This is a genomic window from Acrocarpospora pleiomorpha (assembly GCF_009687885.1).
In the GTDB taxonomy this organism is placed as follows: domain Bacteria; phylum Actinomycetota; class Actinomycetes; order Streptosporangiales; family Streptosporangiaceae; genus Acrocarpospora; species Acrocarpospora pleiomorpha.
The window spans coordinates 528,296-550,709 of sequence record NZ_BLAF01000004.1; the positions used below are offsets into that span (position 1 = coordinate 528,296).

At 69.9% G+C, this 22,414-nt stretch carries 22 protein-coding genes; 9 read left to right on the forward strand and 13 right to left on the reverse strand.

The features are described 5' to 3' along the window. Window positions 1-527 precede the first annotated feature (527 nt). From Aple_RS02510 to Aple_RS02530, 5 genes are all read right to left on the reverse strand, one after another. On the reverse strand, window positions 528-1,220 hold the full coding sequence (locus tag Aple_RS02510) for a DUF2306 domain-containing protein (protein WP_246264046.1): 693 nt from the start codon (window positions 1,218-1,220) through the stop codon (window positions 528-530). A 102-nt stretch (window positions 1,221-1,322) separates the two neighbouring features. Further along, entirely contained in the window at window positions 1,323-1,760 is a 438-nt protein-coding gene (locus Aple_RS02515) for an SRPBCC family protein (RefSeq protein ID WP_155342756.1), read from the reverse strand. A gap of 59 nt (window positions 1,761-1,819) precedes the next feature. Beyond that, window positions 1,820-2,698 (reverse strand): AraC family transcriptional regulator, encoded by an 879-nt coding sequence (locus Aple_RS02520; RefSeq protein ID WP_155342757.1) that lies wholly within the window; start codon window positions 2,696-2,698, stop codon window positions 1,820-1,822. Window positions 2,699-3,013: 315 nt separating this feature from the next. Then, on the reverse strand, window positions 3,014-3,649 hold the full coding sequence (locus tag Aple_RS02525; protein ID WP_155342758.1) for a transcriptional regulator: 636 nt from the start codon (window positions 3,647-3,649) through the stop codon (window positions 3,014-3,016). Beyond that, a complete protein-coding gene (locus Aple_RS02530; RefSeq protein ID WP_155342759.1) occupies window positions 3,646-4,032 on the reverse strand; it encodes a DNA-binding protein in 387 nt (128 codons plus the stop codon). The genes Aple_RS02525 and Aple_RS02530 overlap by 4 nt, the downstream gene beginning before the upstream one ends. Window positions 4,033-4,091: 59 nt before the next feature. Here Aple_RS02530 and Aple_RS02535 point away from each other — a divergent pair, with 59 nt between their 5' ends. Continuing rightward, window positions 4,092-5,252 carry a PEP/pyruvate-binding domain-containing protein gene (locus tag Aple_RS02535; protein WP_155342760.1) on the forward strand — a complete coding sequence of 387 codons (1,161 nt, stop codon included), beginning with the start codon at window positions 4,092-4,094 and terminating at the stop codon, window positions 5,250-5,252. Between the two features lie 39 nt (window positions 5,253-5,291). Here the strand turns inward: Aple_RS02535 and Aple_RS02540 are convergent, their stop codons facing one another. Both Aple_RS02540 and Aple_RS02545 read right to left on the reverse strand, forming a co-directional pair. Then, window positions 5,292-5,975, reverse strand: coding sequence for a response regulator transcription factor (locus Aple_RS02540; protein ID WP_155342761.1), 684 nt, complete (start codon window positions 5,973-5,975; stop codon window positions 5,292-5,294). Then, the gene (locus Aple_RS02545; RefSeq protein ID WP_155342762.1) at window positions 5,972-7,195 is read right to left on the reverse strand and encodes a sensor histidine kinase; all 1,224 of its coding nucleotides are present in this window, start codon (window positions 7,193-7,195) and stop codon (window positions 5,972-5,974) included. The genes Aple_RS02540 and Aple_RS02545 overlap by 4 nt, the downstream gene beginning before the upstream one ends. 189 nt (window positions 7,196-7,384) lie before the next feature. On the opposite strand from Aple_RS02545, the gene Aple_RS02550 reads away from it, so the two are divergent. The 3 genes from Aple_RS02550 (at window position 7,385) to Aple_RS02560 (ending at window position 11,910) form a co-directional block, all read left to right on the forward strand. Continuing rightward, window positions 7,385-7,792 carry a DUF6220 domain-containing protein gene (locus Aple_RS02550; RefSeq protein ID WP_155342763.1) on the forward strand — a complete coding sequence of 136 codons (408 nt, stop codon included), beginning with the start codon at window positions 7,385-7,387 and terminating at the stop codon, window positions 7,790-7,792. Continuing rightward, on the forward strand, window positions 7,789-9,702 hold the full coding sequence (locus tag Aple_RS02555) for a multicopper oxidase family protein (protein WP_155342764.1): 1,914 nt from the start codon (window positions 7,789-7,791) through the stop codon (window positions 9,700-9,702). The genes Aple_RS02550 and Aple_RS02555 overlap by 4 nt, the downstream gene beginning before the upstream one ends. Before the next feature lie 66 nt (window positions 9,703-9,768). Then, the gene (locus Aple_RS02560; protein ID WP_155342765.1) at window positions 9,769-11,910 is read left to right on the forward strand and encodes an MMPL family transporter; all 2,142 of its coding nucleotides are present in this window, start codon (window positions 9,769-9,771) and stop codon (window positions 11,908-11,910) included. On the opposite strand, the gene Aple_RS02565 is transcribed toward Aple_RS02560, so the two are convergent. Genes Aple_RS02565 through Aple_RS02575 form a run of 3 tightly spaced genes read right to left on the reverse strand, consistent with a single transcriptional unit; the run spans window position 11,875 to window position 14,411 of the window. Beyond that, on the reverse strand, window positions 11,875-12,471 hold the full coding sequence (locus tag Aple_RS02565; protein WP_155342766.1) for a PadR family transcriptional regulator: 597 nt from the start codon (window positions 12,469-12,471) through the stop codon (window positions 11,875-11,877). The two genes, Aple_RS02560 and Aple_RS02565, sit on opposite strands and share 36 nt — an antisense overlap. Before the next feature lie 13 nt (window positions 12,472-12,484). Then, window positions 12,485-13,204, reverse strand: a complete 720-nt coding sequence (locus Aple_RS02570) for a DUF8817 family protein (protein WP_155342767.1) — start codon at window positions 13,202-13,204, stop codon at window positions 12,485-12,487. 25 nt (window positions 13,205-13,229) lie between these two features. Beyond that, window positions 13,230-14,411, reverse strand: coding sequence for an FAD-dependent monooxygenase (locus tag Aple_RS02575; protein WP_155342768.1), 1,182 nt, complete (start codon window positions 14,409-14,411; stop codon window positions 13,230-13,232). 62 nt (window positions 14,412-14,473) lie between these two features. Between Aple_RS02575 and Aple_RS02580 the strand changes: the two genes are divergently transcribed. After that, window positions 14,474-15,043, forward strand: a complete 570-nt coding sequence (locus Aple_RS02580) for a TetR/AcrR family transcriptional regulator (protein ID WP_170321248.1) — start codon at window positions 14,474-14,476, stop codon at window positions 15,041-15,043. Here Aple_RS02580 and Aple_RS02585 read toward each other — a convergent pair. Next, complete coding sequence (locus Aple_RS02585; protein WP_155342770.1) at window positions 15,033-16,217, reverse strand: benzoate/H(+) symporter BenE family transporter; 1,185 nt, start codon at window positions 16,215-16,217, stop codon at window positions 15,033-15,035. The genes Aple_RS02580 and Aple_RS02585 overlap by 11 nt on opposite strands. A gap of 92 nt (window positions 16,218-16,309) precedes the next feature. On the opposite strand from Aple_RS02585, the gene Aple_RS02590 reads away from it, so the two are divergent. The 4 genes from Aple_RS02590 (at window position 16,310) to Aple_RS02605 (ending at window position 20,034) form a co-directional block, all read left to right on the forward strand. Continuing rightward, window positions 16,310-16,861: an XRE family transcriptional regulator gene (locus tag Aple_RS02590; protein WP_174889775.1), complete on the forward strand. Its 552-nt coding sequence runs from the start codon at window positions 16,310-16,312 to the stop codon at window positions 16,859-16,861. Between the two features lie 53 nt (window positions 16,862-16,914). After that, the gene (locus Aple_RS02595; RefSeq protein WP_155342771.1) at window positions 16,915-17,487 is read left to right on the forward strand and encodes a DUF302 domain-containing protein; all 573 of its coding nucleotides are present in this window, start codon (window positions 16,915-16,917) and stop codon (window positions 17,485-17,487) included. A gap of 136 nt (window positions 17,488-17,623) precedes the next feature. Then, entirely contained in the window at window positions 17,624-18,355 is a 732-nt protein-coding gene (locus Aple_RS02600; protein WP_155342772.1) for an ABC transporter ATP-binding protein, read from the forward strand. After that, a complete protein-coding gene (locus Aple_RS02605; protein ID WP_246264049.1) occupies window positions 18,322-20,034 on the forward strand; it encodes an ABC transporter permease in 1,713 nt (570 codons plus the stop codon). Before Aple_RS02600 ends, Aple_RS02605 begins: the two co-directional genes overlap by 34 nt. Before the next feature lie 34 nt (window positions 20,035-20,068). Here the strand turns inward: Aple_RS02605 and Aple_RS02610 are convergent, their stop codons facing one another. Continuing rightward, a complete protein-coding gene (locus Aple_RS02610) occupies window positions 20,069-21,481 on the reverse strand; it encodes an amidase (RefSeq protein WP_155342773.1) in 1,413 nt (470 codons plus the stop codon). 231 nt (window positions 21,482-21,712) lie between these two features. Further along, window positions 21,713-22,282 (reverse strand): PadR family transcriptional regulator, encoded by a 570-nt coding sequence (locus tag Aple_RS02615; protein ID WP_155342774.1) that lies wholly within the window; start codon window positions 22,280-22,282, stop codon window positions 21,713-21,715. Window positions 22,283-22,414: the final 132 nt, after the last annotated feature.

Genomic DNA, 22,414 nt, shown 5'->3' on the forward strand with positions numbered 1-22,414 from the left:
TCCGTAGGTTCTCGAGGAGCCGCCTGATGAGTCCTGGCTGCATGACGTCGCCGATGCCCATGGTTTCGTGGTGACGCGACATGCGCTCGAGGTGTTCGGTCGATGCGGTGACTGCGCCGACACCTCGGGCGCTTCGTGAAGGGTTGATGTCGCTGGGGCCATCACAGCAAGCGCGGTGTGGCCGTCATGGGGCCTCTGCTCGGAGCCTTGGGGAAAAGAGTCGCGTGGTGAACAGGCTGGGTGCGAGGCGGACGCGGCGCTGATCACAATGTACGCGGCTGTCGCCACGGCGGGCATGGAACCTCCTCGAACGCGTCCGGCTATTCGGGGTCTCCTTCACCCACACCGCGGGCGGCTGCCCGGGAACGTTCCGAGACGTCCGTACTGACCGGGTTCAGCTACCTCGCCTTGGCGGGACTTTTCGTTCCGATGTTCGAAGGCCACTAACCAGCAAGGGCTGGCTTTAACCTCGGGGGGATGCCGTCCCCGCCACCGGCGGCTACCGCACGAGCCGCCCGGCGAGGCTGTCATACCGGTGTGGAGAGCAGTGGGGCGTCCCGGCGCTGCTGACGACGGGCCAAGGGGGCCAGCATGCGCTGGACGATGAAGTACTCGGCTACGAGGACGTTACCCAGGATGGACGCCCATACGGCGGCGGTGTAGATCGCCTCGAACTCCATCGAGGGGGACAGTTGCAGGCCGAGGAGCAGGTAGGCGCGTAGGGTGACCGCGGCGAACGTCAGAGCGTAGTTACGGATCATCCAGATCCGGTGCAGTTGCACCTCGCCGCGGCGGATGCTCCGGTAAGCCATGGCCAGGGTGTACAGCCACGCCATCACGAGGATGGAGAACGCGACCTGGACCGCGAAGCCGCTGATCGTGACCGCGGCGGCGACCGCGGCCGCGATGGACGCGATCACGATGGACATCATGTATACCCGGCCGACGACGCGGTGCAGCGTGGGCCGGCGGACGCGGAGGCGGTTGACGAATTGCAACGGCCCGAGGGCCAGGGCGAGGCCACCTGGGACGGCGTGCACCGTCAGGGACAGGTAGTGCAGCGCCACATCCGGGTTGAGCGGCAATACGGCGTCGGCCGCGTCTCCGCTCAGGTACGGCGGTACCGACTGGACGGCGAAGCCGACCGCGGACACTGCCATCAGCCCCCACAACGCCCACCACCTCCGGCTGCGGATGGAGCGTGCTCTCGTCGTGGACATCGTGTGTCCCTTCATTGTCTCGGGTGGTCGAGGAACGACTGCCGGCCGCGGCGGGGGACGCGTTGCGCCTCGGACTTCGCCGCCACCATGGGGAGGTGCTGATCACCCATCGGTGGCGTTCGCGTATGCGGCGAGACCGTCAGCCATGCGTTGCATGAAGCGGGTCAGATACCACTGCCAGAAACCACCCGAGAGCGGCATCTTTGGGTTGAAGGTGGCAGACCACGTGATGTGCGTGCCCCCGCCGGGCACCGGGGCGAGATCGATGGTCCCGCGGTACGAACGGAAGGGCCCACTCACGCTGTCGTAGACGAACCGCCGATTGTCGATCAGTTCGACGATCCGCTCCCGGGAGACGCTGCGGCCGCTGCGGAAGATCCTGGTGTCGCCGACCTCTTGCCGGTCCTCAGGGTCGCCGCTCTCGACATCGGCGGAGTCGATCGGCGACCACCGGGGCCAGGTGGCCGCACGGGCGAGCGCCGCGAAGACGGCGTCAGGAGCAGCCTGCGAGCGTGCAGTCACGCCATAGGAGTACGGCATGCACCTAAACGTAGAAGCTGCCGACTTCGCTGGACATGCGGGCGATTGCCGTCGATCGATCAGTTCTTGCGGTAGGTCGCGGGGCGGACACCCGTATGGCGCAGGAAGGCCGACGACAACGCGCCCGGAGTGGCGAACCCGCACCGCGGGGCGATCTGCTCGATGCTGAGGGAGCTGGTGGACAGTAGCCGCCGCGCCTGCTCGATCCGTAACCGGGAGAGGTACCGGTGCGGTGTCTCGCCGGTAGCCTGCCGGAAAACACGGACAAAGTGGTACACGCTCAAATGGACCTCGGCGGCGATCGTGGCCAGCGTCAGAGATTCCGCCAGGCGATCTCGCATGATGGCGATGCTCGCCCGGACGGCGGCATGCTCGGGACCGGGCAGGCGCATGTGTCTGCCGAGAGTCAGCACGTGCGTCGAGAGAAACGCCGCAGCGGACTCCGCGTACAGGTCGCCAGCGCCGCCGGTGCCCGGCAGCGCACGAAGAAGCTGTTCGACGACTGGATCTCCCGCCCGAAGGGCGGCGGACAGCCCCTCGAAGTCAGGCTCACGACCGCCCAGCGCCTGCGCAGCCTCCCGGACGGCCGCTGAGGGAATGTGCACCTGGACGGTCCGCAACCTAGACGTCGCCCGATAAGTGAAGGAGGTGGCGCGCCCGGGAACCATGAGCTCTAGGTGGCCCGGCACCCACCGCCGCTCAACGGGCCTGCCGCCGGCGTACAGCCGAACGTCCGCGTTCCCCGCTAGGCACAGCACGATATGCAGGTCAGACACCGCGGGCAGCGGAAGATGCTCGGCTTCGGACGCGTGGTCAAAACTCTGTACCAGCAGCGACCGCCAACCGGCGTTGTCCCAGCTGTTGTACGTGTGCCGCACATACGCCGGTGTGTCGAAATCGGCATAAGACGATGTATCGAGGTCAGGCGAATCGAACACACCGAGAGTCTAGTCGGCGGTCAGATGCCTGACACGGCTCCAGAATCCGGGCTGCCCAGCGGCAGGCGGAGCCGGGCGATGCCGCCATTCACTGTCTGCGACAACGAACCGAGACAGGGTGAGGAATACAGATCACACGATCATCGATCTTTACCAGTCTCAACCCCCTTCTACACGCAGCACCGCCGGTTCCCGTGTGATCCCTGGACGTGGTTGAGCACGTGGCCAAGCAGGTCCTGGTTCCCGCCTCGGGGCTCGGCTTCTACGCGTGGTCCGGCCCCACGATCGTGGATGCGGGGGTGGCGGTGCGTGGGGTCAGGGTTCCGTGTGCCGGTCGAGGCCGAGTGTGGCGATGAGGTCTTCGTGGAGTTCGAACCAGACACGATGGCAGGAGTCGACGTCGGTGCGGTCGACCCAGATGCCCTCCCCGGCTCGGGCGCGCGCCAGGGCTGTGGTGAATCGTGTGTCGTAGCCGCGGAACCGGGTGAGGACGCTCCCGAGCCGGTCGGCGAGTGGCGTGAGCGCGCGGTCGATGGCGGCGAGCTCGTTGAGGACTCGGGCGTCCCAGGCGTGATCGGAGTGGTCGTTGACGGCGAGCCGATCGCCGGCGGTGGGCCGGAGTTGCCAGTCGGTGCAGGCTCGTAGCAGGAGGGCGTTCAGCGGGAGGAACTCGCGGTAGACGTCGCGGACCTTGTCGGCGCCGCCCACGCTGGTGAGTTCGTCCGCGAGCCGGCGCTCGTTCTCGGCTCGGCCCGGTTCGGTCAACGACCAGCCTCCGGTGCCGGCGAAGGCGGCGTGCTCGACCCAGCCACGAGCCTCGGCGTCGAGCAGCATCTCTTTCGTCTCGGCCGCATCCAGGCCGTACCGCTGGGCGATCACCGGGGTGTCCGCGAACCCGGTGATGCGCACGGAGTGCAGGACCAGGAGGGCGGGCGGCGAGTCTGGCGTCACGAGTCGGCGTCCTGTCGTGCGGTCAGGCGGGTGAAGTGCTGCTGGCACGCCTGGGGGGAGTTGAATCCCATCGCGTGCGCCATCTGTGCCCAGGTCAGTCCCGCGCTCCGGGCCATGAGCAGCAGGGCGGATTCGAGTCCTTCGACCTCGGCGCGTGCGGCGGGCAGGAGGGTGAGCGCGCTCAGGATGCCCTCCGGGTCCAGGTCGGCGTTGCGCCAGACGGCGAACTGCACAAGGTCGACCGCCGACGGCGGGACGGGCGAGGGCCGCCACGGACGGGCGTCGAGCGCGTCCGCGCCCAGGTCCAGAAGATGCTCACCCGCGTCCCGCTCACGCTGGGCCTGGGCGTGGTCGGCGGGCGCGTTGTCCTGCTTGCGTGGCATGGGACTCATAATGCAAACTCAACAAAATGTTGTCAACAGTCTGTTGAAAGGCTAGGTGGATGATCGTACCTCTCATGGAGGCTGTCGCCGATACCTGCGGGGGCAAGGCCGGCACACTTGGCGTGTTGCTCCGCGCGGGTCTGCCGGTTCCTGATGGCTTCGTCGTCCCGTTCGCCGCTTACCGCGCCCGCCCACTCCACGCCACCGTGGTCGACGCGCTGGGACGCGCGCTTGACGATCTCGGCGATCCGCCCGTGGCGGTGAGATCATCGGCGGCGGATGAGGATACCGGTCAGGCATCGGCGGCCGGTCAGCACGAGAGCTTTCTCGCTGTGCACGGAGTCAGCGAGGTCGCCGATGCCGTACGCGCCTGCTGGGCCTCGTTGTCTTCTCCACGGGCCATCGCCTACCGGGCTGCCTCCGGCCACGCATATAACGATCTTGCGATGGCCGTCATCGTCCAGCGCCATCTGGACGCCGAGGTGTCTGGGGTCATGTTCACCCCTGCGGGCCCGAACAACGCGACCGAGATCGAGGCGTCCTGGGGCCTGGGCCCCAGCATCGTCGGAGGTACGGTCACCCCTGACGCCTACCGCGTCGCCCAGGACGGGACAGTCACCCGCACTATCGCCGACAAACGGACCCGCCTCGACCGGCGTGGCACGCGGCTCGTCATGAGCGACGTGCCCACCCGTACCCGGGACCGACCGGCGATCGACGACGCGACCGCCACGCGGCTCGCCGAGCTGGGCAGGGAGATCGCTGCCGTACTCGGTGGACCGCAGGACATCGAGTGGGCGATCGTCGACGGCCGCACCTGGATTCTGCAAGCACGGCCGATCACCGCCGCACCGCCACCGCGGCCTTCGCCTTCCGACGCCTCGGATATCCCGGCCGCCACACTCACCGGGACACCGGGCAGCCACGGGAGAGTGACCGGCACCGCGAGGATCGTCCGCGGCCCAGGCGACTTCGCGCGCGTGCACCCGGGCGACATCCTCGTCTGCCCCTTCACCGACCCCGCTTGGACACCGCTGCCGCGCATCGCCGCCGGCGTCGTCACCGAAACCGGAGGCGTGCTGTCCCACGCCGCGATCGTCGCCCGCGAGCACGCCATCCCCGCCGTCCTCGGCATCCCGAACGCGACGATCAGGCTCCACGACGACACCCTCATCACCATCGACGGCACCACCGGCACCGTCACGGCGACCAACGCGTGACCGACCACTTGCGTTCCCCGGAAGCGTGCGGCTGTGAGGTCACGCGTCGGGGCTGACCAGTCCTGTCTGGTACGCGATGACAACCAGTTGCGCGCGGTCACGCGCACCCAGCTTCGCCATCGCGTGGCTGACATGAGTGCGCGCGGTGGCCGGACTGAGGACCAGTTCGGCGCCGATCTCGTCGTTGCTCAGGCCCCGGCCCACCAGCGCCAGCACTTCTCGCTCGCGCCCGGTGAGCACCGCGAGCCGGTCCTCCGCGGCACTGGCCGCCGTTCGCCGCGCGGTGAACTGGCTGATGAGACGTCTGGTGATCCGCGGCGCGAGCAGGGCTTCGCCGGCGGCGACCACCCGGATGGCGTGCAGGAGCTCGGGCGGTCCGGCGTCCTTGAGCAGAAAGCCGCTGGCACCGGCTTGCAGCGCTTCGAAAACGTACGCGTCGGTGTCGTACGTGGTGAGGATGAGAATCCGGACGCGCTCCAGCCCGCGCATCCCGGTGATCTGGGCCGTGGCCTGGATTCCGTCCACCTTCGGCATGCGGATGTCCATGAGGACGACGTCGGGGCGGGTGGCGCGGGCACCCTCGACGGCTTCGGCACCGTTGGTCGCCTCTCCGACCACGGTGATGTCGTCTTCGACGTCGAGCAGCAGTTTGAACCCGGACCGCACGAGCTTCTCGTCGTCGGCGAGCAGCACCTTGATCGGCGACCCGGATGCCGTGTTCACAGGCGCGACCCGGTCGGCGCGAGAGGCAGCCGGGCCGTGACCTCGAAACCTCCGCCCGGAGTCGGCTTGGCGTCGAGCTCGCCGCCGAGCAGCTGGCAGCGCTCGCGCATGCCCAGGATCCCGCGCCCGGCCCTGGCCGACGGGTCCGTGCCATTGCCGGACGGTCGATCGGCACCGGATCCGGTGCGGCGGCCCTCGTCGGTCACGCGGATCTCCAGGACGTCGACCCCCGGGTTCAGCGCGACCGTCACCCGGGTCGGGCCGACATGAGAGATCACATTGGTGATCGACTCCTGCAGAATCCGGTAGGCGGCGCTGCCCACCGCGCTCGGCAACGGTGTCGCGGGCGCGGTCGCCTCGAGCGTGACGTCCAGTCCGGCGTCGCGTGCCTTGGCGGTGAGTTCGTCGATCTGTTCCAGGCCGGGGTACGGCACGCGGCCGTCGTTGTCGTCACGGAGCACGCCGAGGATGGTCCGCATCTCCCGCAGCGCCCGGGAACTGGTCTGCTCGATGGCCTGCAACGCTTCGCGGGCCCGGTCCGGTCTCTTGTCGAGCACGTGCGCGGTGACCCCGGACTGCACGTTGATGATCGCGATGGCGTGCGCGACGGTGTCGTGGACTTCGCGCGCGATCCGGAGCCGTTCGGCGTCGACCCGCGCACGCGCTTCTTCCTCGCGGGTCCGTTCAGCCAGTTCCGCACGCTGCTGGGCGTCGGCCGCGATGACCCGCCGGGACCGGACGGACTCGCCGAGGGCCACGCTCATGACCGACGCGCCGATACGGAAGAACACCCAGCCGATGGCGGCGCGCGGCTCGATGTCAGCCGCTGCGAACAGCCACCAGATGGCAAGCACCGCGGTACTCACACCGGCGATCACCAATGACCGGCGCCCGTCACCGTAGGCGGCGAGGGTGTACAGGGCGACGAAGAGCCCGAGCCAGCCCGGCCCGTCCGGGAAGTCGAGACCGTAGTACACCAAGCTGGCCAGTGCGGCGGTGACGAACACCGGAACCGGCCACCGGCGGCGGACGGCCACGACCAGGCCGCTCACCACCAGCAGCGCGAAGCCGAGGTTTCCGAAGTCGGTGAGCGGACGCGGCGCCCCCTCGGCGGCAACGCGGGCGAGCGTGCCCTGCACCTGCATCACGGTGACGAAGAGCGCGATCACCACGTCTTGCGTCCCCACCCGCAGGCGGAACGGCACGGCGTGGTGTTTCATGCCGTGATCCTACTGTTCCGGCGTACGGACGACGCTCCGCCCAGACGCGCGACCTGCTACGCCGACAGGCGTAGCGAGGCACGAGTCGGCTACGCCCAAATGCGTAGACGCCGCCGTCCGCCGTCAGATGCCACAGCGGCCTCACCGGCGCGACGATCGCCGCCATGAACGATCCTCAAGGAGCGCGCCATGCGTAGATTCTTCGCCGCCCTGGCGACCCTGCAGGTACTGGCGGTCGCGGCACAGTTCTTCCTGGCTGCCAGCGGTGCGTTCGACACGGCACCCAACGAGGAGTCCTTCCAGCCGCACCGCGTGCTGGGCTCCGGAATCCTCCTGCTCGCGGTCCTGGTGACCGTCGCCGCCGCGATAGCCCGGATGCCCGGGCGGCTCATCGGGTTGAGCGGCCTGGTCGCCGGGCTCGCGGTTGTCCAGTTCGTGATCAGGGCGATCGCCAAGGCGTTCGACGGCGCCGCCGGCGAGCTCGTCTTCGGTCTGCACGCGGTCAACGGTCTCGCCATCCTGGCGGTGGCCGGGATGATCGCCCGCCAGGCCGGGCAGCTGTCCAGGTCGGCCACACTAACGCGCCAGGCGCCATGACCACTGGGCTGTGGATCATCCTGGATCACGTCGTCGCGCTGCTGAGCGTCGCCACGTGGTTCGCGGCAGGGATCACCCTGGCGCTCCGGCGTACCCGGCTGGCGTTCGCCGCCCTGGCCGCCGCGGTGCTCGTGACGCTTGTCCGGGTGGTCACCGTGGCGATACTGGCCGGCCGGGGCTGGTGGTTCGTCCAGGAGAAGGTGCTGCTGGGGCTGCCGATGCTGGGGGTCGCCGGGGCTGTCGCCGTGCTGCTCGCGGCGCGGCGGGGGCGGTCGGCGGGCGGCGTGGTCTCGGTGTTCACTACGGCTTACGCGGCGCTGGCCGGTCTTATGGTGACCTTCCTGGTCGGGTACCCGCTCACCTTGAGCACGGCCTTGATCACGATCTCGCTCGTGTGTGCCAGTGCGTTGCTGACCGCGCGAGTGGTCGCGACTCCCGCCGATGCGGGCGTCACGCAGGCGCCGGAGGATCGGCGCGCGATCTCGCGCCGCCGGTTCATCGGCTGGACCGGCGGCGCGGTCGTGGTGGGCGCGGCCGGTGCCGGCACCGGGCTGTCGTTCCTTCCCGCCGAATCGGTGACCATCGGATCCGGGCGCTCGTCCCGAGCGGCCGTGTCAGTGGCCGATCTTCGGGGCTCCGGTTCGCCGGCACGGGGTGGCACGGTGCGGGGGCCCGTGCTCACCGCGAAGAAGGCCACCGTACGGCTCCCGTCCGGACGAGAGATCGACGCGTGGACCTACAACGGCGAGATCCCGGGTCCGGCGATCACCGCGATCCAGGGTGACCTGATCGAAGTGCGGCTGCGCAACGCCGACATCGAGGACGGCGTGACCCTGCACTGGCACGGCTACGACGTGCCGTGCGGCGAGGACGGCGCGCCGGGTGTGACCCAGCCGGCCGTGGGACCCGGAGAGGACTTCGTCTACCGGTTCCGCGCCGACCAAGTGGGCACCTACTGGTATCACACCCATCACGCGTCCCACGTCGGCGTACGTAAAGGCCTGTACGGAACCCTCGTCGTAAAACCGCGCGACGCCGACGACCAGGTGGACCTGACCCTGCCCGTGCACACCTTCGACGGCACCGTCGTGATCGCAGGCAGAGACGGCCGAACCGAACACCAGGCACCACCAGGCGCACCGGTGCGGCTGCGATTGATCAACACCGACTCGGATCCACACCGGATCGTCCTTGCCGGAACCCCGTTCCGGGTGACGGCCGTCGACGGCCGAGACCTCAACCAGCCCGGCGAGGTCAGCGACGTCGCACTGCGCCTGCCCGCGGGCGGGCGATACGACCTGGTGTTCCTCATGCCGGACACGTCCGTGGCACTCGTCATCGACGACGACCGTGACGGCGGACTGCGCCTGCACGGCGATTCCCTCGGGGAAGCACGGGACACCTCCGACTTGCCGGAGCTCGACCTCCTGCGGTACGGAACCCCAGCCGCCGTACCCTTCGACGCCCGCCATGCCGACCGGCACTTCACCATGGTCCTCGACCGAGGCGTGGCCCTGGTCAACGGCCAACCGGCATACGCGCACACCGTCAACGGCCAAGGCCACCCTGGAATCCCCGACCAGCTCGTCGCCGACGGCGACACCGTCCGGTTCACCGTCGTCAACCGAAGCCTGGAAACGCACCCCTGGCACCTGCACGGCCATCCCGTGCTGATCCTGTCCAGGGACGGGACACCGTCGACGGGCAGCCCGCTGTGGGTGGACACATTCGACGTCCGGCCAGGCGAGACCTGGGAGGTCGCATTCCGCGCGACGAATCCCGGAATCTGGATGAACCATTGCCACAACCTGCCCCACGCGCATCAGGGCATGATGCTCCGACTCCGCTACGACGGCGTCACGACGCCATTCGGCGGCTCGCACGGCGAAAGCCCAGGCCATGGCCACTGATCCAGCCCGCGCCACTCACTCGCCGAATCGGCGATTCTCGCCCCGCTGCGACCTGAGGAGTAATTAATGACAATTGAGAATTCCCGTACTGATGGAGCTCTGGCGGGATTAGCCCGGTTCTGTTACCGGCGCCGTCGCCTGGTCCTGCTGACCTGGATCGTCGGCGTCATCGCCGTGGCGTTCGTCGGCTTCGGCTACGGCGCCGCCTCCGACAACGATTACTCCGGTGGAGACTCCGATTCCGCCAAGGCGCAGGTGCTGATCAAGAAGCACTTTCCCGAACAACAAGGGGACACGCTGACTCTCGCGATCAAGGCAGCGAAGGGGATCGACGACCCCGCCGCCCGGCAGAAGATCGAGAAGGTCATCGCCGATCTGGACGCTTCACCCATTACCGGACCGGTGACCTCGCCGTATCAGGACGCGGATCTGGTGACGGAGGATCGTCGCATCGCCCGTACGACCATCCCGCTGACCGACAAGGATGTGGCGAAAACCGAGGTCAAGCGCCTGGTGGACACGGTCAAGGACGCCTCAGGTGACGGCGTGACGCTGGGGCTGGGCGGGGACAAGGCGGAGAAGGCCGAGACGCCCCCGCAGGGTTCGACCGAGAGCGTGGGCGTCCTGGCGGCAGCGGTGATCCTGTTCATCGCGTTCGGGTCGCTGGTGGCCATGGGCCTGCCGATCGTGACCGGGCTGATGGCGGTCCTCGGCGGCATCGCCCTGATGAAGCTCGTGGGGCACGTGGTCCCCTCGCCGGACTTCACCGTGCTCGTCGCCGCGCTGATCGGGCTCGGCGTCGGCATCGACTACGCGCTGTTCATCCTGACCCGCTACAAGGACAGCCTGCAGGATGGTGACGAGCCCGAGCGCGCCACGGTCAAGGCCATCACGACCGCGGGTCACGCGGTGCTTTTCGCCGGCACGACCGTCGTGATCGCGCTGCTGGGCCTGATCGCCATGGGTCAGAAGATGATGACCGGCGTGGCCATCGGCGCGTCGGTGGCCGTGCTGGTGACGATGATCGCCGCGGTGACCTTGGTGCCGGCGTTCCTGGGCTTCGCCGGCCACAAGATCAACTCACTGCGCCTGCCCCGTCGCACGTCCCGCCAACGTGGGGCCGAGCGCCGTACCCCCGCCGAGCGGTGGGCCGGCGTGGTGCAGCGCAGGCCGCTGGTCGCCGCGATACTGGCCGGCGCGGGCCTGCTGGTACTGGCCACCCCCGCGCTGTCGATGCGGCTGAGCCTGCCCGACGCCAGCGTCCAGCCCCACGACAGGAGCAGCTACACCTCGTACCAGATCCTCTCCGACGGTTTCGGTCCCGGCTTCGGCGCACCCCTGATCTTCGCCGCCGAGGTCGCCGATCTGCGTCCCGTCGTCGAAGCGGTCGGGAAGACCGAGGGCATCGCCTACGTCACGCCGCCCCGGGTCAGCCAGGACGGGCAGGCCGCCACCTTCATGGCCTTCCCCACGACCGGATACCAGGAGGAGGCGACCGCGGACCTGGTGCACGAGCTCCGCGACGACGTGCTGCCCAAGGCGCCCGGCGGCGAAGCGGTCTACGTCGGCGGCCCGAACGCCGGCGCGATCGACTTCGCCGAGGACACCGGCTCGCGCCTGCCCCTGATGATCGCGGTCGTCATCGTGCTGTCCCTGGTGCTGCTGATCGCGCTGGTCCGGTCGGTCACGATCGCGCTGCAGGCCGCCGTGATGAACCTGCTGTCGATCGGCGCCGCCTACGGCGTGCTGGTCGCGGTCGTGCAGTGGGGATGGTTCGGCTCGGCCCTCGGTTTCCCCACCGACATGCCGATCACGACCTGGGTGCCGATGATGATGTTCCCGCTCCTGTTCGGCCTGTCGATGGACTACGAGGTCTTCCTGATCTCGCGGATCCGTGAGGAGTACGAGCGCACCGGCGACACCCGCAGGGCCGTCGCTCTCGGGCTGGCGCGGACCGCCAAGGTCATCACGGCCGCCGCCGCCATCATGATCGCCATCTTCACGACCGCCCTGCTCGGCCCCGACGTCTCGGTCAAGCAGATCGGTCTGGGCATGGCCGTCGCCGTGCTCGTCGACGCCACCATCATCCGGATGCTCCTGGTCCCCGCAGTGATGGAACTGTGCGGCAAGGCCAACTGGTGGATGCCCGGACGCCGGGCACCGAAGGTGGCTTCACCGGTCAGGGCCGTGGAAGAGACCAGGGTCTGACCCGTCATCGGCCATGTGGTAAGCGCCCTCTTCGAGGCGCGTGATGAGCCGGTGCGTCCAGGCGGTACGGCTGTCGGCGGTGTGCAGCCAGAGTTCGATGACGGCGCCGACCGGCCCCCAGGTCTCCAGGTCGGTGTCGGGCGGGAGCTCGCTGGTGATGCTGGCGCGCCACTGGTCCATCACGAGGGCGCGCCGCCGGAGCAGGTCGATCGCCTCGGCGCGGGGGAGGTCGTCGATGAGGCCGACGGCCGCGGCGAGCAGGTCCAGCCGGGGGTCGCGGCTGGAGAGCGCCTCGCGGAGCAGGGTGAAGTAGGCCTGCTCGCCGTCCCCGGTCAGCTCGTATTCCAGGCGCGGGGGCCCGCCCGCCTCGCTGGGTTTGGTCTCGTGGGCGAGGAGCAGGCCTTGGCCGGTCATGGATTTCAGGGCGTGGTAGATCGAGCCGGAGGTGGCGGTGGACCATTCGTGCGCGCCCCAGGATTCCAGGTCGGCGCGTACCAGATAGCCGTGGGAACGGCCGCGCCGCCGGATCGCGCCGAGCACCAGCAGCCGGACCACGGACATGCGCTTGTTCCCTTCAGGCCGGATCGACGGGAGGCAGCGCGGCCGCCAGGTCGTCGAGGCTGGCGAGCGTTTCCGGGTTGGCGTCGGACAGGGGGACCTCGCGGGCTTGGGCGAGGAGGTCGCGGGCGCGTGCCGGGTCTTCGGCCCGCAGCGCGAGTTCGGCGCGGTAGGCCAGGGCTTCCAGCAGGTCGGCCGGTGACGCGGTGTCCTGCTCGCGGCGGAGCGCGGTGTCCAGAATCCTGGCCGCCTGGAGGTGGTCGCCTTTGGAGTCGCCTAACACCACGGCGTTCTGCAACGTGGTCGCGAGCTTGCCTGCGGCCGGTTCCGGCTCGGACGGTCCGGCCGAGGCGGCGAAGATCCTGATCCAGTTGCCGCCCGGGTCAACGATCGTGAATCCGGCCGTGTCGCCGGAGTTCTTCCGCTTGCGCGGCCGGGTCATCCGGGGAATCCCGGACACCAGGAGCTTGCCGTAGGCCGCGCGCATGCCCTCGGCGAACGCCGCGTACAGCGCGCCGGTGTCGGGCACCAGCACCAGGCACGATCCGTACGAATCCTCGGGCTTGAAGTCCGCCATGCCGAAGAAGCCCAGCTGGAGATCCTCGCGCTTCAACGACACGTACGGATTGGGGCGGACCTGGTAGTAGGTCCGGACGAAGCCCAGCGCGCCGTAGAACTCCACGATCTCGTCGACGGACCGGCAGGGCAGCAGCGGCACGGTCTTCTCGTGAGCCATTCATCCTCCAACTAGCCAAATTTGGCTACTGCGTCCAGCGTACCTGAACCGGGGCGTACTCGGGCAGGGCCGGGGGCTTGGCCCGCGCCAGCCGTTCCACCGCGCTCATCACCCGCGTCAGCGGCAGCCGGGCGACGGTGTCACGCAGCCACCTGCCGCCCGACGTCTTGGGCACCATGAGGCGGACGTTCGTACCGATCCGCTGCCTCTTGCCGACCAGGGCACGGTGGCCGGCATGGTAGGCGGGGAAGGCGATCCGGTGATCGCCCCCGGCCGCCGCGAGCTCTCCGGCGAGCCGGTAGGCGCCGACCAGAGCCAACTCGGCGCCCGCACCCGAGGCCGGGGAGGCGCACCAGGCGGCGTCGCCCACCAGCGCGACCCGGCCGGTGGACCAGGAGTCCATCCGTACCTGGCTGAGCGCGTCGAAGTAGAACTCCGGGTCGGCCAGCCCGGCGCCGAGCAGTTCCTGGACGTGCCAGGAGGTGTCGCTCGCGAACGCCTGGCCCACCAGGCGCTTGTGCCGGCCGACGTCGCGGAAGTCGTAGCTCAGGGGCGCGGAGCGGAAGATGAAGTACGCCTTGGCCTGGGCGTGATTGCCGGAGCGGTAGATCCCGGCCATCCTCCCCGGCGTGTTGTACATCGTCACCCACCGGTCCTCGCCCAGCGAGGCGTCGGCGTCGGCGAAGGCGAAGTAGTGGTCCTTGAACCGGACGAACCGCTCCTCGGGGCCGAAGGCCAGCCGCCGGACGTTGGAGTGCATGCCGTCGGCGCCGACGACCAGGTCGAAGCGGCGGGTGCCGGCGTGGTCGAAGGTGACGGTCACGCCGTCGCCGTCCTGCGCCAGTGCCCGGATGGAGTCGCCGAAGAGGTATTCGACGCCGGTCCGCCGGTGCAGGAGCGCCACCAGGTCGCCACGCATGAGCTCGACGCCGCCGGGGTCCTGGATGCCGATCCGGGCGACCGGCCGGTCGCGGGCGTCGACGAACTTCATGCCCCGCACGTCGGTGGCGGCGGCACGGATCTCCGGCAGGATCCCCATGCGCTCGACGACGCCGATGGCCTGGCCTCGTACATCGACGCCGTTGCCGCCCGTGCGCGGCCCGCGCTCGCGTTCGACCACGGTGGGCTGGAAGCCGTGCCTGGCCAGCCAGTGCGCCAGGGTCAGCCCTGCGATGCTCGCGCCCGAGATCAGGATCCGCTCGTTCATCGGGTGTCTCCCATGCGATTAAATAGAATGCCCGCTCCACTTATATGGAAGGTACATTCCAGATGTCAATGCCGGGCCGCCGGGCCGATGCCGTACGCAACCGACAGCTCGCCCTGGAGGCGGCCACCGCGTTGCTGGCCGAACCCGACGCCGCGCTCACCGTCGAGGCCATCGCCAGGAAGGCCGGCCTGGGAGTGGGAACCGTCGTGCGCGCCTTCGGCGGCAAGGACGCGCTGCTGGACACCGCCGTCGCGCACCTGCTCGAACCGGTGGTACGGCGGGGCCGCGATCTGCTCCGGCAGAGCGGCCCCGAGCAGGCGTTGCGCGCCTTTCTCACCGAACTGATCGCCTTCCAGGCCGCCCACCACCCCATCAGCGACCAGCTGCGCGACCTGACCACACCCGCCACGGCCGCGCTGCGTGCCGAGCTCGTCCAGGTCGTGGCGGAGATGCTCACCGGAGCCCGGCAGGCCGGCGCGATCCGCACCGACCTCGACCTCGCGACCACCACCGCCCTGATCAGCCACCTGGCCTTCGCGATCGCTCGCGCGCAACCCGAGAACCCGCAGCTCACCGACGTTTTCATCACCGTCGTCATGGACGGACTCCGGCGGCCTGTAGCTACCGGGTGACACCAACCGGTCGTGAGCGGTTGGCGTCCAGAGCCGGTGGTGTGCGGCGGTGCAGGAGTAGCGCGGTCAGGCCGCCCGCGACCAGGCCCCAGAACGCCGCGCCGATGCTCAGGATCGTCATGCCGGACGCGGTCACGACAAACGTCACCACCGCGGCCTCGCGGCCCTCCGGCTCGGTCACCGCGCTGGCAAGGGACGAGCCGAGAGCCGGGAGCAGCGCCAGGCCGGCGACGGCGATGACCAGGACCGGCGGGGACAGCAGGACCAGGGCCATGGCCAGGCCCGCGCCGAGGCCGAGGGTCAGCTGGCCGGCGCCCAGGGCGACCGTCGCGATCCAGCGGCGGCCCGGGTCCGGGTGGGTGTCCGGGCCCGCCGTGAGCGCGGCGGTGATCGCCGCCAGGTTGAGGGCGTGCCCGCCGAACGGGGCCGCCGCCGCGCTGGCCAGGCCGGTCGTGACGAGGACCGGGAGCAGGGGAGGGGCGTACCCGTATGTCGCCATGACCGCCATGCCGGGAACGTTCTGCGCGGCCATGGTGACCAGGAACAGCGGAATGGCGATGCTCACCACCACCGAGAGGTTGAGCGCGGGGGCGGTCAGCTCGATCGAGGGGCGCAGGGCCGCGCCGGAGAGACCGGGGCCGTGCGCCATGATCCCGATCACCGCGGCGACGAGCGCGCCCGGGACGGCCCACTGCCGTCGGTAGCGCTGCAGGATCGCCCAGGTGAGGACGACCGGGACCGCCAGGAGGGGGATGTCGACGACGGCGCGGACCGGTGCGGTGCAGAGGCTCAGGATGACGCCCGCCAGCATGGCCCCGGCGATCGGGCGCGGGATGGCGGCGATCGCGCGGGCCAGCCAGGGGGACAGGCCGGCGAGCACGATGAGGGCGGCGCACACGAGGAACGCGCCGACCGCGGCCGGGAAGCCGCCGGGGACGGGGCCGGTCGCGGCGAGCAGCGCGGCGCCCGGGGTGGACCAGGCGATGCTGATCGGCATGCGGTAGCGCAGCCCGAGGAAGATCGCCACCGCGGCGATGCCGGCGCAGAGGGCGAGCAGCCCGGACGCGGCCTGGCCGGGCGTGGCTCCGACGGCGCGCAGGCCGGCGAGCACGACGGTGAACGAGCTGGCGTACCCGACGACCGCGCTGACCAGCCCAGCCACAATGGCTTGCATCCGCACGTGCGCTCCCTCCACCGGGCGTTCCGTTTACGGAACGATAGGGTACGCGGAGGTGCCGGACAAGCCCGTCATGTCACGATGGCCCGGTGGACGAGCGTGAGGCGGGTGTCGGGAGCCGGCTGCGGCGGTTGCGGGAGGCGCGCGGGATCTCGCTGTCGGCGCTGGCCCGCAGTGCCGGGATCGGCAAGGCCACGCTGTCCGGCCTGGAGCTCGGCTCCCGCAATCCCACGTTGGAGACGCTCTACGCGGTGGCGGGGGCGCTGGGCGTACCGCTGACGGCGCTTGTCCTGGAGCCCGGCGCGCCGCCCGGGGACGCGGTCGATGTGCGCGGCGCCGCCGTGACGGCCACCCTGCTGGAGGTCTTCGAGGAGCAGGGCGTGACGTTCGAGTTGCTGCGCGTGCGGGTACGGCCCGGCGTCGTCCAGCAGTCGCCGCCGCACGCTCCCGGCGTCACCGAGCATGTGACGGTCTATGAGGGCGTGCTGCGCGCCGGGCCGGCCGACGCGCCGCTGCTGGCCGCGCCGGGCGAGCACATCTCCTGGCGGGCGGATGTGCCGCACGTATACTGCACGGTCGGTCCCGACGAGGTGGTGGCAACCCTGCTGATCCGCTCGCCCAGGGGTACGCTCGAAGAATAGCTTTCATTGTGAAAGCCAGATCCCCCGCCGTGCCAACCGAAGGGGGAGATCCGATGGCAAGCCCCGTCGCCGACGTGGCATACGAGGCCCACCGGCTGATCGTCGACACCGGCGCGCCGTTCGAGGAGTTCCGGGAGCGATACGAGCGCGCGGTCCCCACCCTGGACACGCCGCTGTTCGAACAGTTCATGGAAGAAGACGCGGACTGGTCCACCGTGCAGCGCGCCACCGACCAGAACGCGCCGCACGGCTTCATCATCTACTGGAGTTTCGACAACACCGCGCTCCTGCGCCTGGCCGGTGATCGGTGGCGCAGCGTGCAGTACCTCATGGGCAACCACACCATCGCCCAGCGGATGTTCCACCACGACCCCGCCGTCATGCTGTACGCCCCGCTACGGACGGAGATCTACCAGGACGCGGAGGGCGTGACACGCTTCGCCATCGACCGGCCGAGCGCCCAGTTCGGCGGGTTCGGCGACCCCGCGATCACCGCCGTCGGGATCGAACTGGACCACAAGGTCGCCGCCCTGCTGGAGTTCCTCGGCGCCCCGGTCCCCGAGCAGCTCACCGACGGTCACAGCGCTCCTGGCGCACCGGGCGGCGCCAGGCCGAACAGCTCCTGAACGCGGTAGGTGGCGGGGAGCTTGCGCGCCTGGCCGGTCTGGACGTTCAGCGCGTGGGACGTGACCGTCGCAAAAATTGGCCGTTTGACACCTCTTATGGCTAACCGCTACCTATTGGCTAACCGTTAGGGGATGCATGAACGTGTTAAGTGCCGCGCGCGGCCTGGTGAAGGAGCATGGTCAGGGGCATAGCCGGGTCCGCGCGGTGGACGCGGTCGACCTGGACGTGGCCGCAGGGCAGATGCTGGCGGTGATGGGGCCCAGCGGCTGCGGGAAGTCGACCCTGTTGCATCTGCTGGGTGGCCTGGAGCGGCCCACCGGTGGCGAGGTCTGGCTGGCCGGTCAACGCATCGACACCCTGAACGAGCGGGCGCTGGCGCGGCTGCGGCGCCGGTCGGTGGGATTCGTCTTCCAGGCATTCCATCTGATGGAGGAGCTGTCGGCGGCGGAGAACGTGGAGCTGCCCGCGCTGCTGGCCGGGCGCTCGCGGCGTGCTGCCAGGCGGCGCGCGTGCCTCCTGCTGGACCGGGTCGGGCTCGCCGGCCGTACCCGGCATCTGCCTTCGGAGCTGTCGGGCGGGCAACGCCAGCGGGTCGCCATCGCCCGCGCGCTGGCCAACGAGCCGCTGCTCGTCCTGGCCGACGAGCCGACCGGCAACCTCGACACCGCGGCGACACTGGACGTGCTGAGGATCTTCGAGGACCTGCGTGCCGCGGGGCAGACCCTCGTCATCGTCACGCACGACGAGCGGGTTGCGGCCACCGCGGACCGGCTGGTCTCGATGCGCGACGGGATGTTCGTCGACGACATCCGGCTGGCCGGCAGCACCACCGGGTGGCTCGGCGGGCTGATCGGGCTGAAGGGCTGACCGGCATGGGCCGCACCATGCTCGTCTTCCGCCTCGCCATCGCCGACGTCCGACGGCACCGGGCCCAGGCCGTGATGCTCCTGCTCGCGGTGACCGTGGCCACCGCCACCCTGTCCCTGGGCCTGTCCCTGGGCGGGGCGACCGAGGCGCTGTACCAGCAGACCCGGGCGGCCACCGCCGGACCGGACGTGGTAGTCCTCACCCCAAGCACCGGCCCCGCGGTGACCTCGGCCCTGGCCTCGTTGGCGCAAGACCCCGAGGTCATCGCCCACAACGGTCCCTACCGCCTCGTCTACGCCACCCTCACCGCGCGCGGTTCCACCTCGCGCGTGGTGGTGCACGGCGCCGCCGAGACACCCGGCGCGGTCAACCGCCCGCTGGTGACCTCGGGCCACTGGGTACGCTCCGGAGGCGCGGTTCTCGAACGGGGCTTCGCCACCGCGCTGGGCGTCCGCGTCGGCGGCCACGTCACCATCTCCGGCCGGACCTTCCCCGTCGTCGGGATCGCCGTGACCGCGGCCACCTCCATCTACCCGTGGGCGCAGCAGATCGGCCCGGGCGGCGGCCCGAGTGACCCGAGCGGTCTGGCCTGGCTGACCCGATCAGATGCCCGGGCACTGGCATCCCAAGAGCTTCCGGTGACGCTGGCCCTGGACCTCAAGCTGCGCGACCCCGCCGCCACTCAGGCCTTCATCGACACGCACGACGTCTCCGTCATCAGGGTGAATTTCCACGCCTGGCAATTCATGGCCCAGCAGGACGCCGTCATGCTCAGGACCACCCAGCCGATCCTGGTCATCGGTGGCTGGCTGCTCAGCTTCCTGGCCATCACCGGAGTGGCCGCGCTGGCCGCGGGACGCGCCGCCGAGCAGACGCGCCGGGCGGGACTGCTCAAGGCCGTCGGCGCCACCCCCGGCCTGATCGCCGCCGTCCTGCTCACCGAGTACCTGGTTCTGGCGCTGCTGGCCGACGCGCTGGGGCTGACGGTCGCCCGCCTGGCCGAGCCCGCCCTCGTCAGCCCCACCGCCAGCCGGATCGGCAGTGTCGTCGGACCGTCAGGCGCCACCATCGCCGCGACGACCGCGCTCGCCGTGGCGGTGGCGGTGCTGTCCGCGCTGCTGCCCACCCCGCTTCTGCTCGGGCTGCGGCTGACCGCCCGCCGGCCGGGCCGCGCCGTGCTGCAGGGCTGCTCCACCGCCGCCACACTGATCGCGGTCACCGCCCTGCCGACCTACGACGCCCAGCCCCGCAAGGGCTACGGCCTCGGTTCCTCCACCCTGCCCAGCCTGCAGGTCGGTCAGGACCGCCGGTTGCTGCTGGTGGTCGCCATCCTGGTGATCGCGCTCGCCACCGTGAACACCATCACGCTCACCTGGACCACGGCGATGGAAGCCCGGGCGAGCATGGCCATGGCGCGCACGCTCGGCGCCACCCCCGGACAGATCTCCGCAGGGCTGTCCACTGCCCAGCTCTTGCCCGCCCTGCCGGGCGCCATCGCCGGCATTCCCGTGGGCATCGTCTTGTACTCGTTGAACGGGAAGATAAATACGCTCCCCTTCTCCTGGGTACTCGCCGCCGTGCTCGCGACCCTCCTGGCGACAGTGGCACTCACCGCCCTGCCCGCACGCTTGGCGGCCCGCCGGCCCGTGGCACAAACCCTCAGCGCCGAAACGGCCTGATCCGGGGCCGATCCGCCCCGGATCAGGCCTCGGGCTACTGGTTCCCGACGAAGAAGCCGGGAACGCGATGGTCCCAGGGCATGGCGTGTTCCAGTTGGGTGGCGGCTTGGAAGAGGAGGTCCTCGCGGCCGTACGGGGCGATGAGCTGGACGCCGATCGGCAGGCCGGTGGCGCTGTGGCCCAGGGGCAGGCTGATCGCCGGGTGGCCGGAGGTGTTGAAGACCATCGTGAACGGGCTGTAGTCGAACATCGAGTCCAGCCATGTGGTGAAGGTGTGGCTGGGGTCGTTGTAGCGCAGGGTGCCGTGGGGGGCGGGGAGCCGTCCCAGGGTCGGGGTGATGAGCAGGTCGTATCGGGTGAAGAACGCGGCCACCGATCTGGTCACCCGGTTCTGGGCGTCGAAGGCGTTCATCATGTCCAGCGCCGTGTACTCGCGCGCCAGGCTGAGCAGTTGCCGGGAGACCGCTTCGAGCTGGGCCGGGTCGGGTTGCCTGGGCGCCCGGAGCAGCGTCGAGGCGATCGCGACCCCTTCGGCCACGCAGCTCGCCAGGACGTCGTCCCAGCTGAGTTCCGGCCGGTCCGCCAGGACGGAATGGCCGAGCCGTTCCATCATGTGACCGGTCTGGATCGCCGCCTGGGCCACCTCGCCGTCGACGCTCGTGCCGGACCACGGTTCGGTGGTCACCGCGACCCGCAGCGGGCCGGGCTCGCGTTCGTCGGCGTACGGGCCGCGTGGGGGAGGAGCGGTGTACTTGTCTCCGATGCCGGGCCCTTGGACCGCGTCCAGCAGGTGGGCGGCATCCCGGACAGTGCGCGTCAGCGCGAATTCGTACGCCATGCCCAGCATCGGTTCGCCCAGGTCAGGCCCGCACGGCACGCGTCCGCGGCTGGGTTTCAGCCCGACCAGACCGCAGCAGGAGGCGGGCACCCGGATGGAGCCGGCACCGTCGCTGGCGTGGGCGAGCGGGACGGCCCCGGCGGCGATCATGGCGGCGGCGCCGCCGCTAGACCCACCCACCCCGCGGTCACGATCCCACGGGTTGCGGCTCGGCCCGTACCGGAGCGACTCGGTGGCGAAGCTGAGCACCAGCTCAGGCACGGTGGTGAGGCCGAGCGTGACCAGGCCCGCGGCCCGGAAGCGGGCCATGAGATCCGTGTCGCGCTGGGCGAGGATGCCCGGCAGCGCCCGGCTGCCGAGGAAGAACGGCACACCTTCCGCGACCGGCCCGTGATCCTTGATCAGGAACGGCACCCCGGCCAGCGGGCCGTCGGCGGCGTGGTCGAGCGCAGGGTTGAACGGCGGCAACGCCAGCCCGTTCAGCTCGGCGTTCGCGATCGCGATGGCTTCCCGCGCGACGGCCTCGACCTCACCGGCGGTGACCTCACCCGCTCTGATCAGGTCGCGGAGGCCGACAGCGTCATAACGCGCATATTCGTGAAGTTGCATGAAATGAGTCCCTTGTAAACACATCGATTGGACACGCCTGAACAGGGGTGATGGTCGGTGGCCATCCCCTGGGGGGTCGATGTGTTACTACGCTCGGGACATCGGGCTCATCGTGCCAGCGGCGGCTCCCGGCTGTCGAACGAATATCCGTCGTCAGGAGCTCAGCAGGACCGCGATCGCCCTTGGTCGACGATCATGAAGATACTCGCCGATCAGTAGCGCGGATCAGGGTCATTCCCGTCCGGTACGGGCGGCGCGTTCGCTCAGCGTGCGCGCGGTGTGCAGGCACCAGTCGCGTATCTCCCGCTCCAGACGGCATCCGCCCAGGCAGGAAAGGTACGGCCCGATGCGGTCCCCTTCGCGCAGGAACGACTCCTCGTCCAGGTCGCCGCGCAACCGGATGAGCATCTTCTCGAACAGCGCGAGCTTGGCCGCGGCCTCCTCCGCCCGCTCGTGGAGCTGGGCGATCACGGGCCCGGGGTCGAGCAGGTCGACGGCGTGCACTCTGACGGCGAGGTCGTCGCGGATGAGCAGCGGTTTCGGCGGCGCCGCGGCGAAGGCGGCCAGCTCGCCGACGCCGGCCTCGGTGACCGTGAACACCCGCTTGTTGGGCCGGCCCTGCTGGGCCACCTCCCGGCCCGCGACCAGGCCGTCGGCTTCCAGCTTGGCCAGCTCGGCGTAGAGCTGCTGCGGAGCGGCATACCAGAAGTTGGAGACCCCCACATCGAAGATCTTGGTCAGCTGGTAGCCGCTGCACTCCCCGTCGAGCAGTGCCGCGAGCACCGCGTGCCGCAAGGCCATGCGCTAGTCATGCCCATGAGTAGTCATAGACATGACCGTAGTAGCGAGCACCGTCCGGCGCAAGCCAACCGTGGACCCGCCGACGGGTCGATCCGGTTGACATGTGACCTTTTGGTCACCTATCTTCGTGGC

Excerpts from the sequence above, each read along its gene's own strand:
- Aple_RS02580 (WP_170321248.1), top strand. The coding sequence starts at position 14,474 with ATGTCAATGCCGGGCCGCCGGGCCGATGCCGTACGCAACCGACAGCTC.
- Aple_RS02560 (WP_155342765.1), top strand. The coding sequence starts at position 9,769 with ATGACAATTGAGAATTCCCGTACTGATGGAGCTCTGGCGGGATTAGCC.
- Aple_RS02510 (WP_246264046.1), bottom strand. The coding sequence starts at position 1,220 with ATGTCCACGACGAGAGCACGCTCCATCCGCAGCCGGAGGTGGTGGGCG.
- Aple_RS02610 (WP_155342773.1), bottom strand. The coding sequence starts at position 21,481 with ATGCAACTTCACGAATATGCGCGTTATGACGCTGTCGGCCTCCGCGAC.
- Aple_RS02515 (WP_155342756.1), bottom strand. The coding sequence starts at position 1,760 with ATGCCGTACTCCTATGGCGTGACTGCACGCTCGCAGGCTGCTCCTGAC.
- Aple_RS02545 (WP_155342762.1), bottom strand. The coding sequence starts at position 7,195 with ATGAAACACCACGCCGTGCCGTTCCGCCTGCGGGTGGGGACGCAAGAC.
- Aple_RS02550 (WP_155342763.1), top strand. The coding sequence starts at position 7,385 with ATGCGTAGATTCTTCGCCGCCCTGGCGACCCTGCAGGTACTGGCGGTC.
- Aple_RS02535 (WP_155342760.1), top strand. The coding sequence starts at position 4,092 with ATGATCGTACCTCTCATGGAGGCTGTCGCCGATACCTGCGGGGGCAAG.
- Aple_RS02615 (WP_155342774.1), bottom strand. The coding sequence starts at position 22,282 with ATGGCCTTGCGGCACGCGGTGCTCGCGGCACTGCTCGACGGGGAGTGC.
- Aple_RS02570 (WP_155342767.1), bottom strand. The coding sequence starts at position 13,204 with ATGGCTCACGAGAAGACCGTGCCGCTGCTGCCCTGCCGGTCCGTCGAC.
- Aple_RS02565 (WP_155342766.1), bottom strand. The coding sequence starts at position 12,471 with ATGTCCGTGGTCCGGCTGCTGGTGCTCGGCGCGATCCGGCGGCGCGGC.
- Aple_RS02585 (WP_155342770.1), bottom strand. The coding sequence starts at position 16,217 with ATGCAAGCCATTGTGGCTGGGCTGGTCAGCGCGGTCGTCGGGTACGCC.
- Aple_RS02600 (WP_155342772.1), top strand. The coding sequence starts at position 17,624 with ATGAACGTGTTAAGTGCCGCGCGCGGCCTGGTGAAGGAGCATGGTCAG.
- Aple_RS02555 (WP_155342764.1), top strand. The coding sequence starts at position 7,789 with ATGACCACTGGGCTGTGGATCATCCTGGATCACGTCGTCGCGCTGCTG.
- Aple_RS02575 (WP_155342768.1), bottom strand. The coding sequence starts at position 14,411 with ATGAACGAGCGGATCCTGATCTCGGGCGCGAGCATCGCAGGGCTGACC.
- Aple_RS02595 (WP_155342771.1), top strand. The coding sequence starts at position 16,915 with ATGGCAAGCCCCGTCGCCGACGTGGCATACGAGGCCCACCGGCTGATC.
- Aple_RS02530 (WP_155342759.1), bottom strand. The coding sequence starts at position 4,032 with ATGCCACGCAAGCAGGACAACGCGCCCGCCGACCACGCCCAGGCCCAG.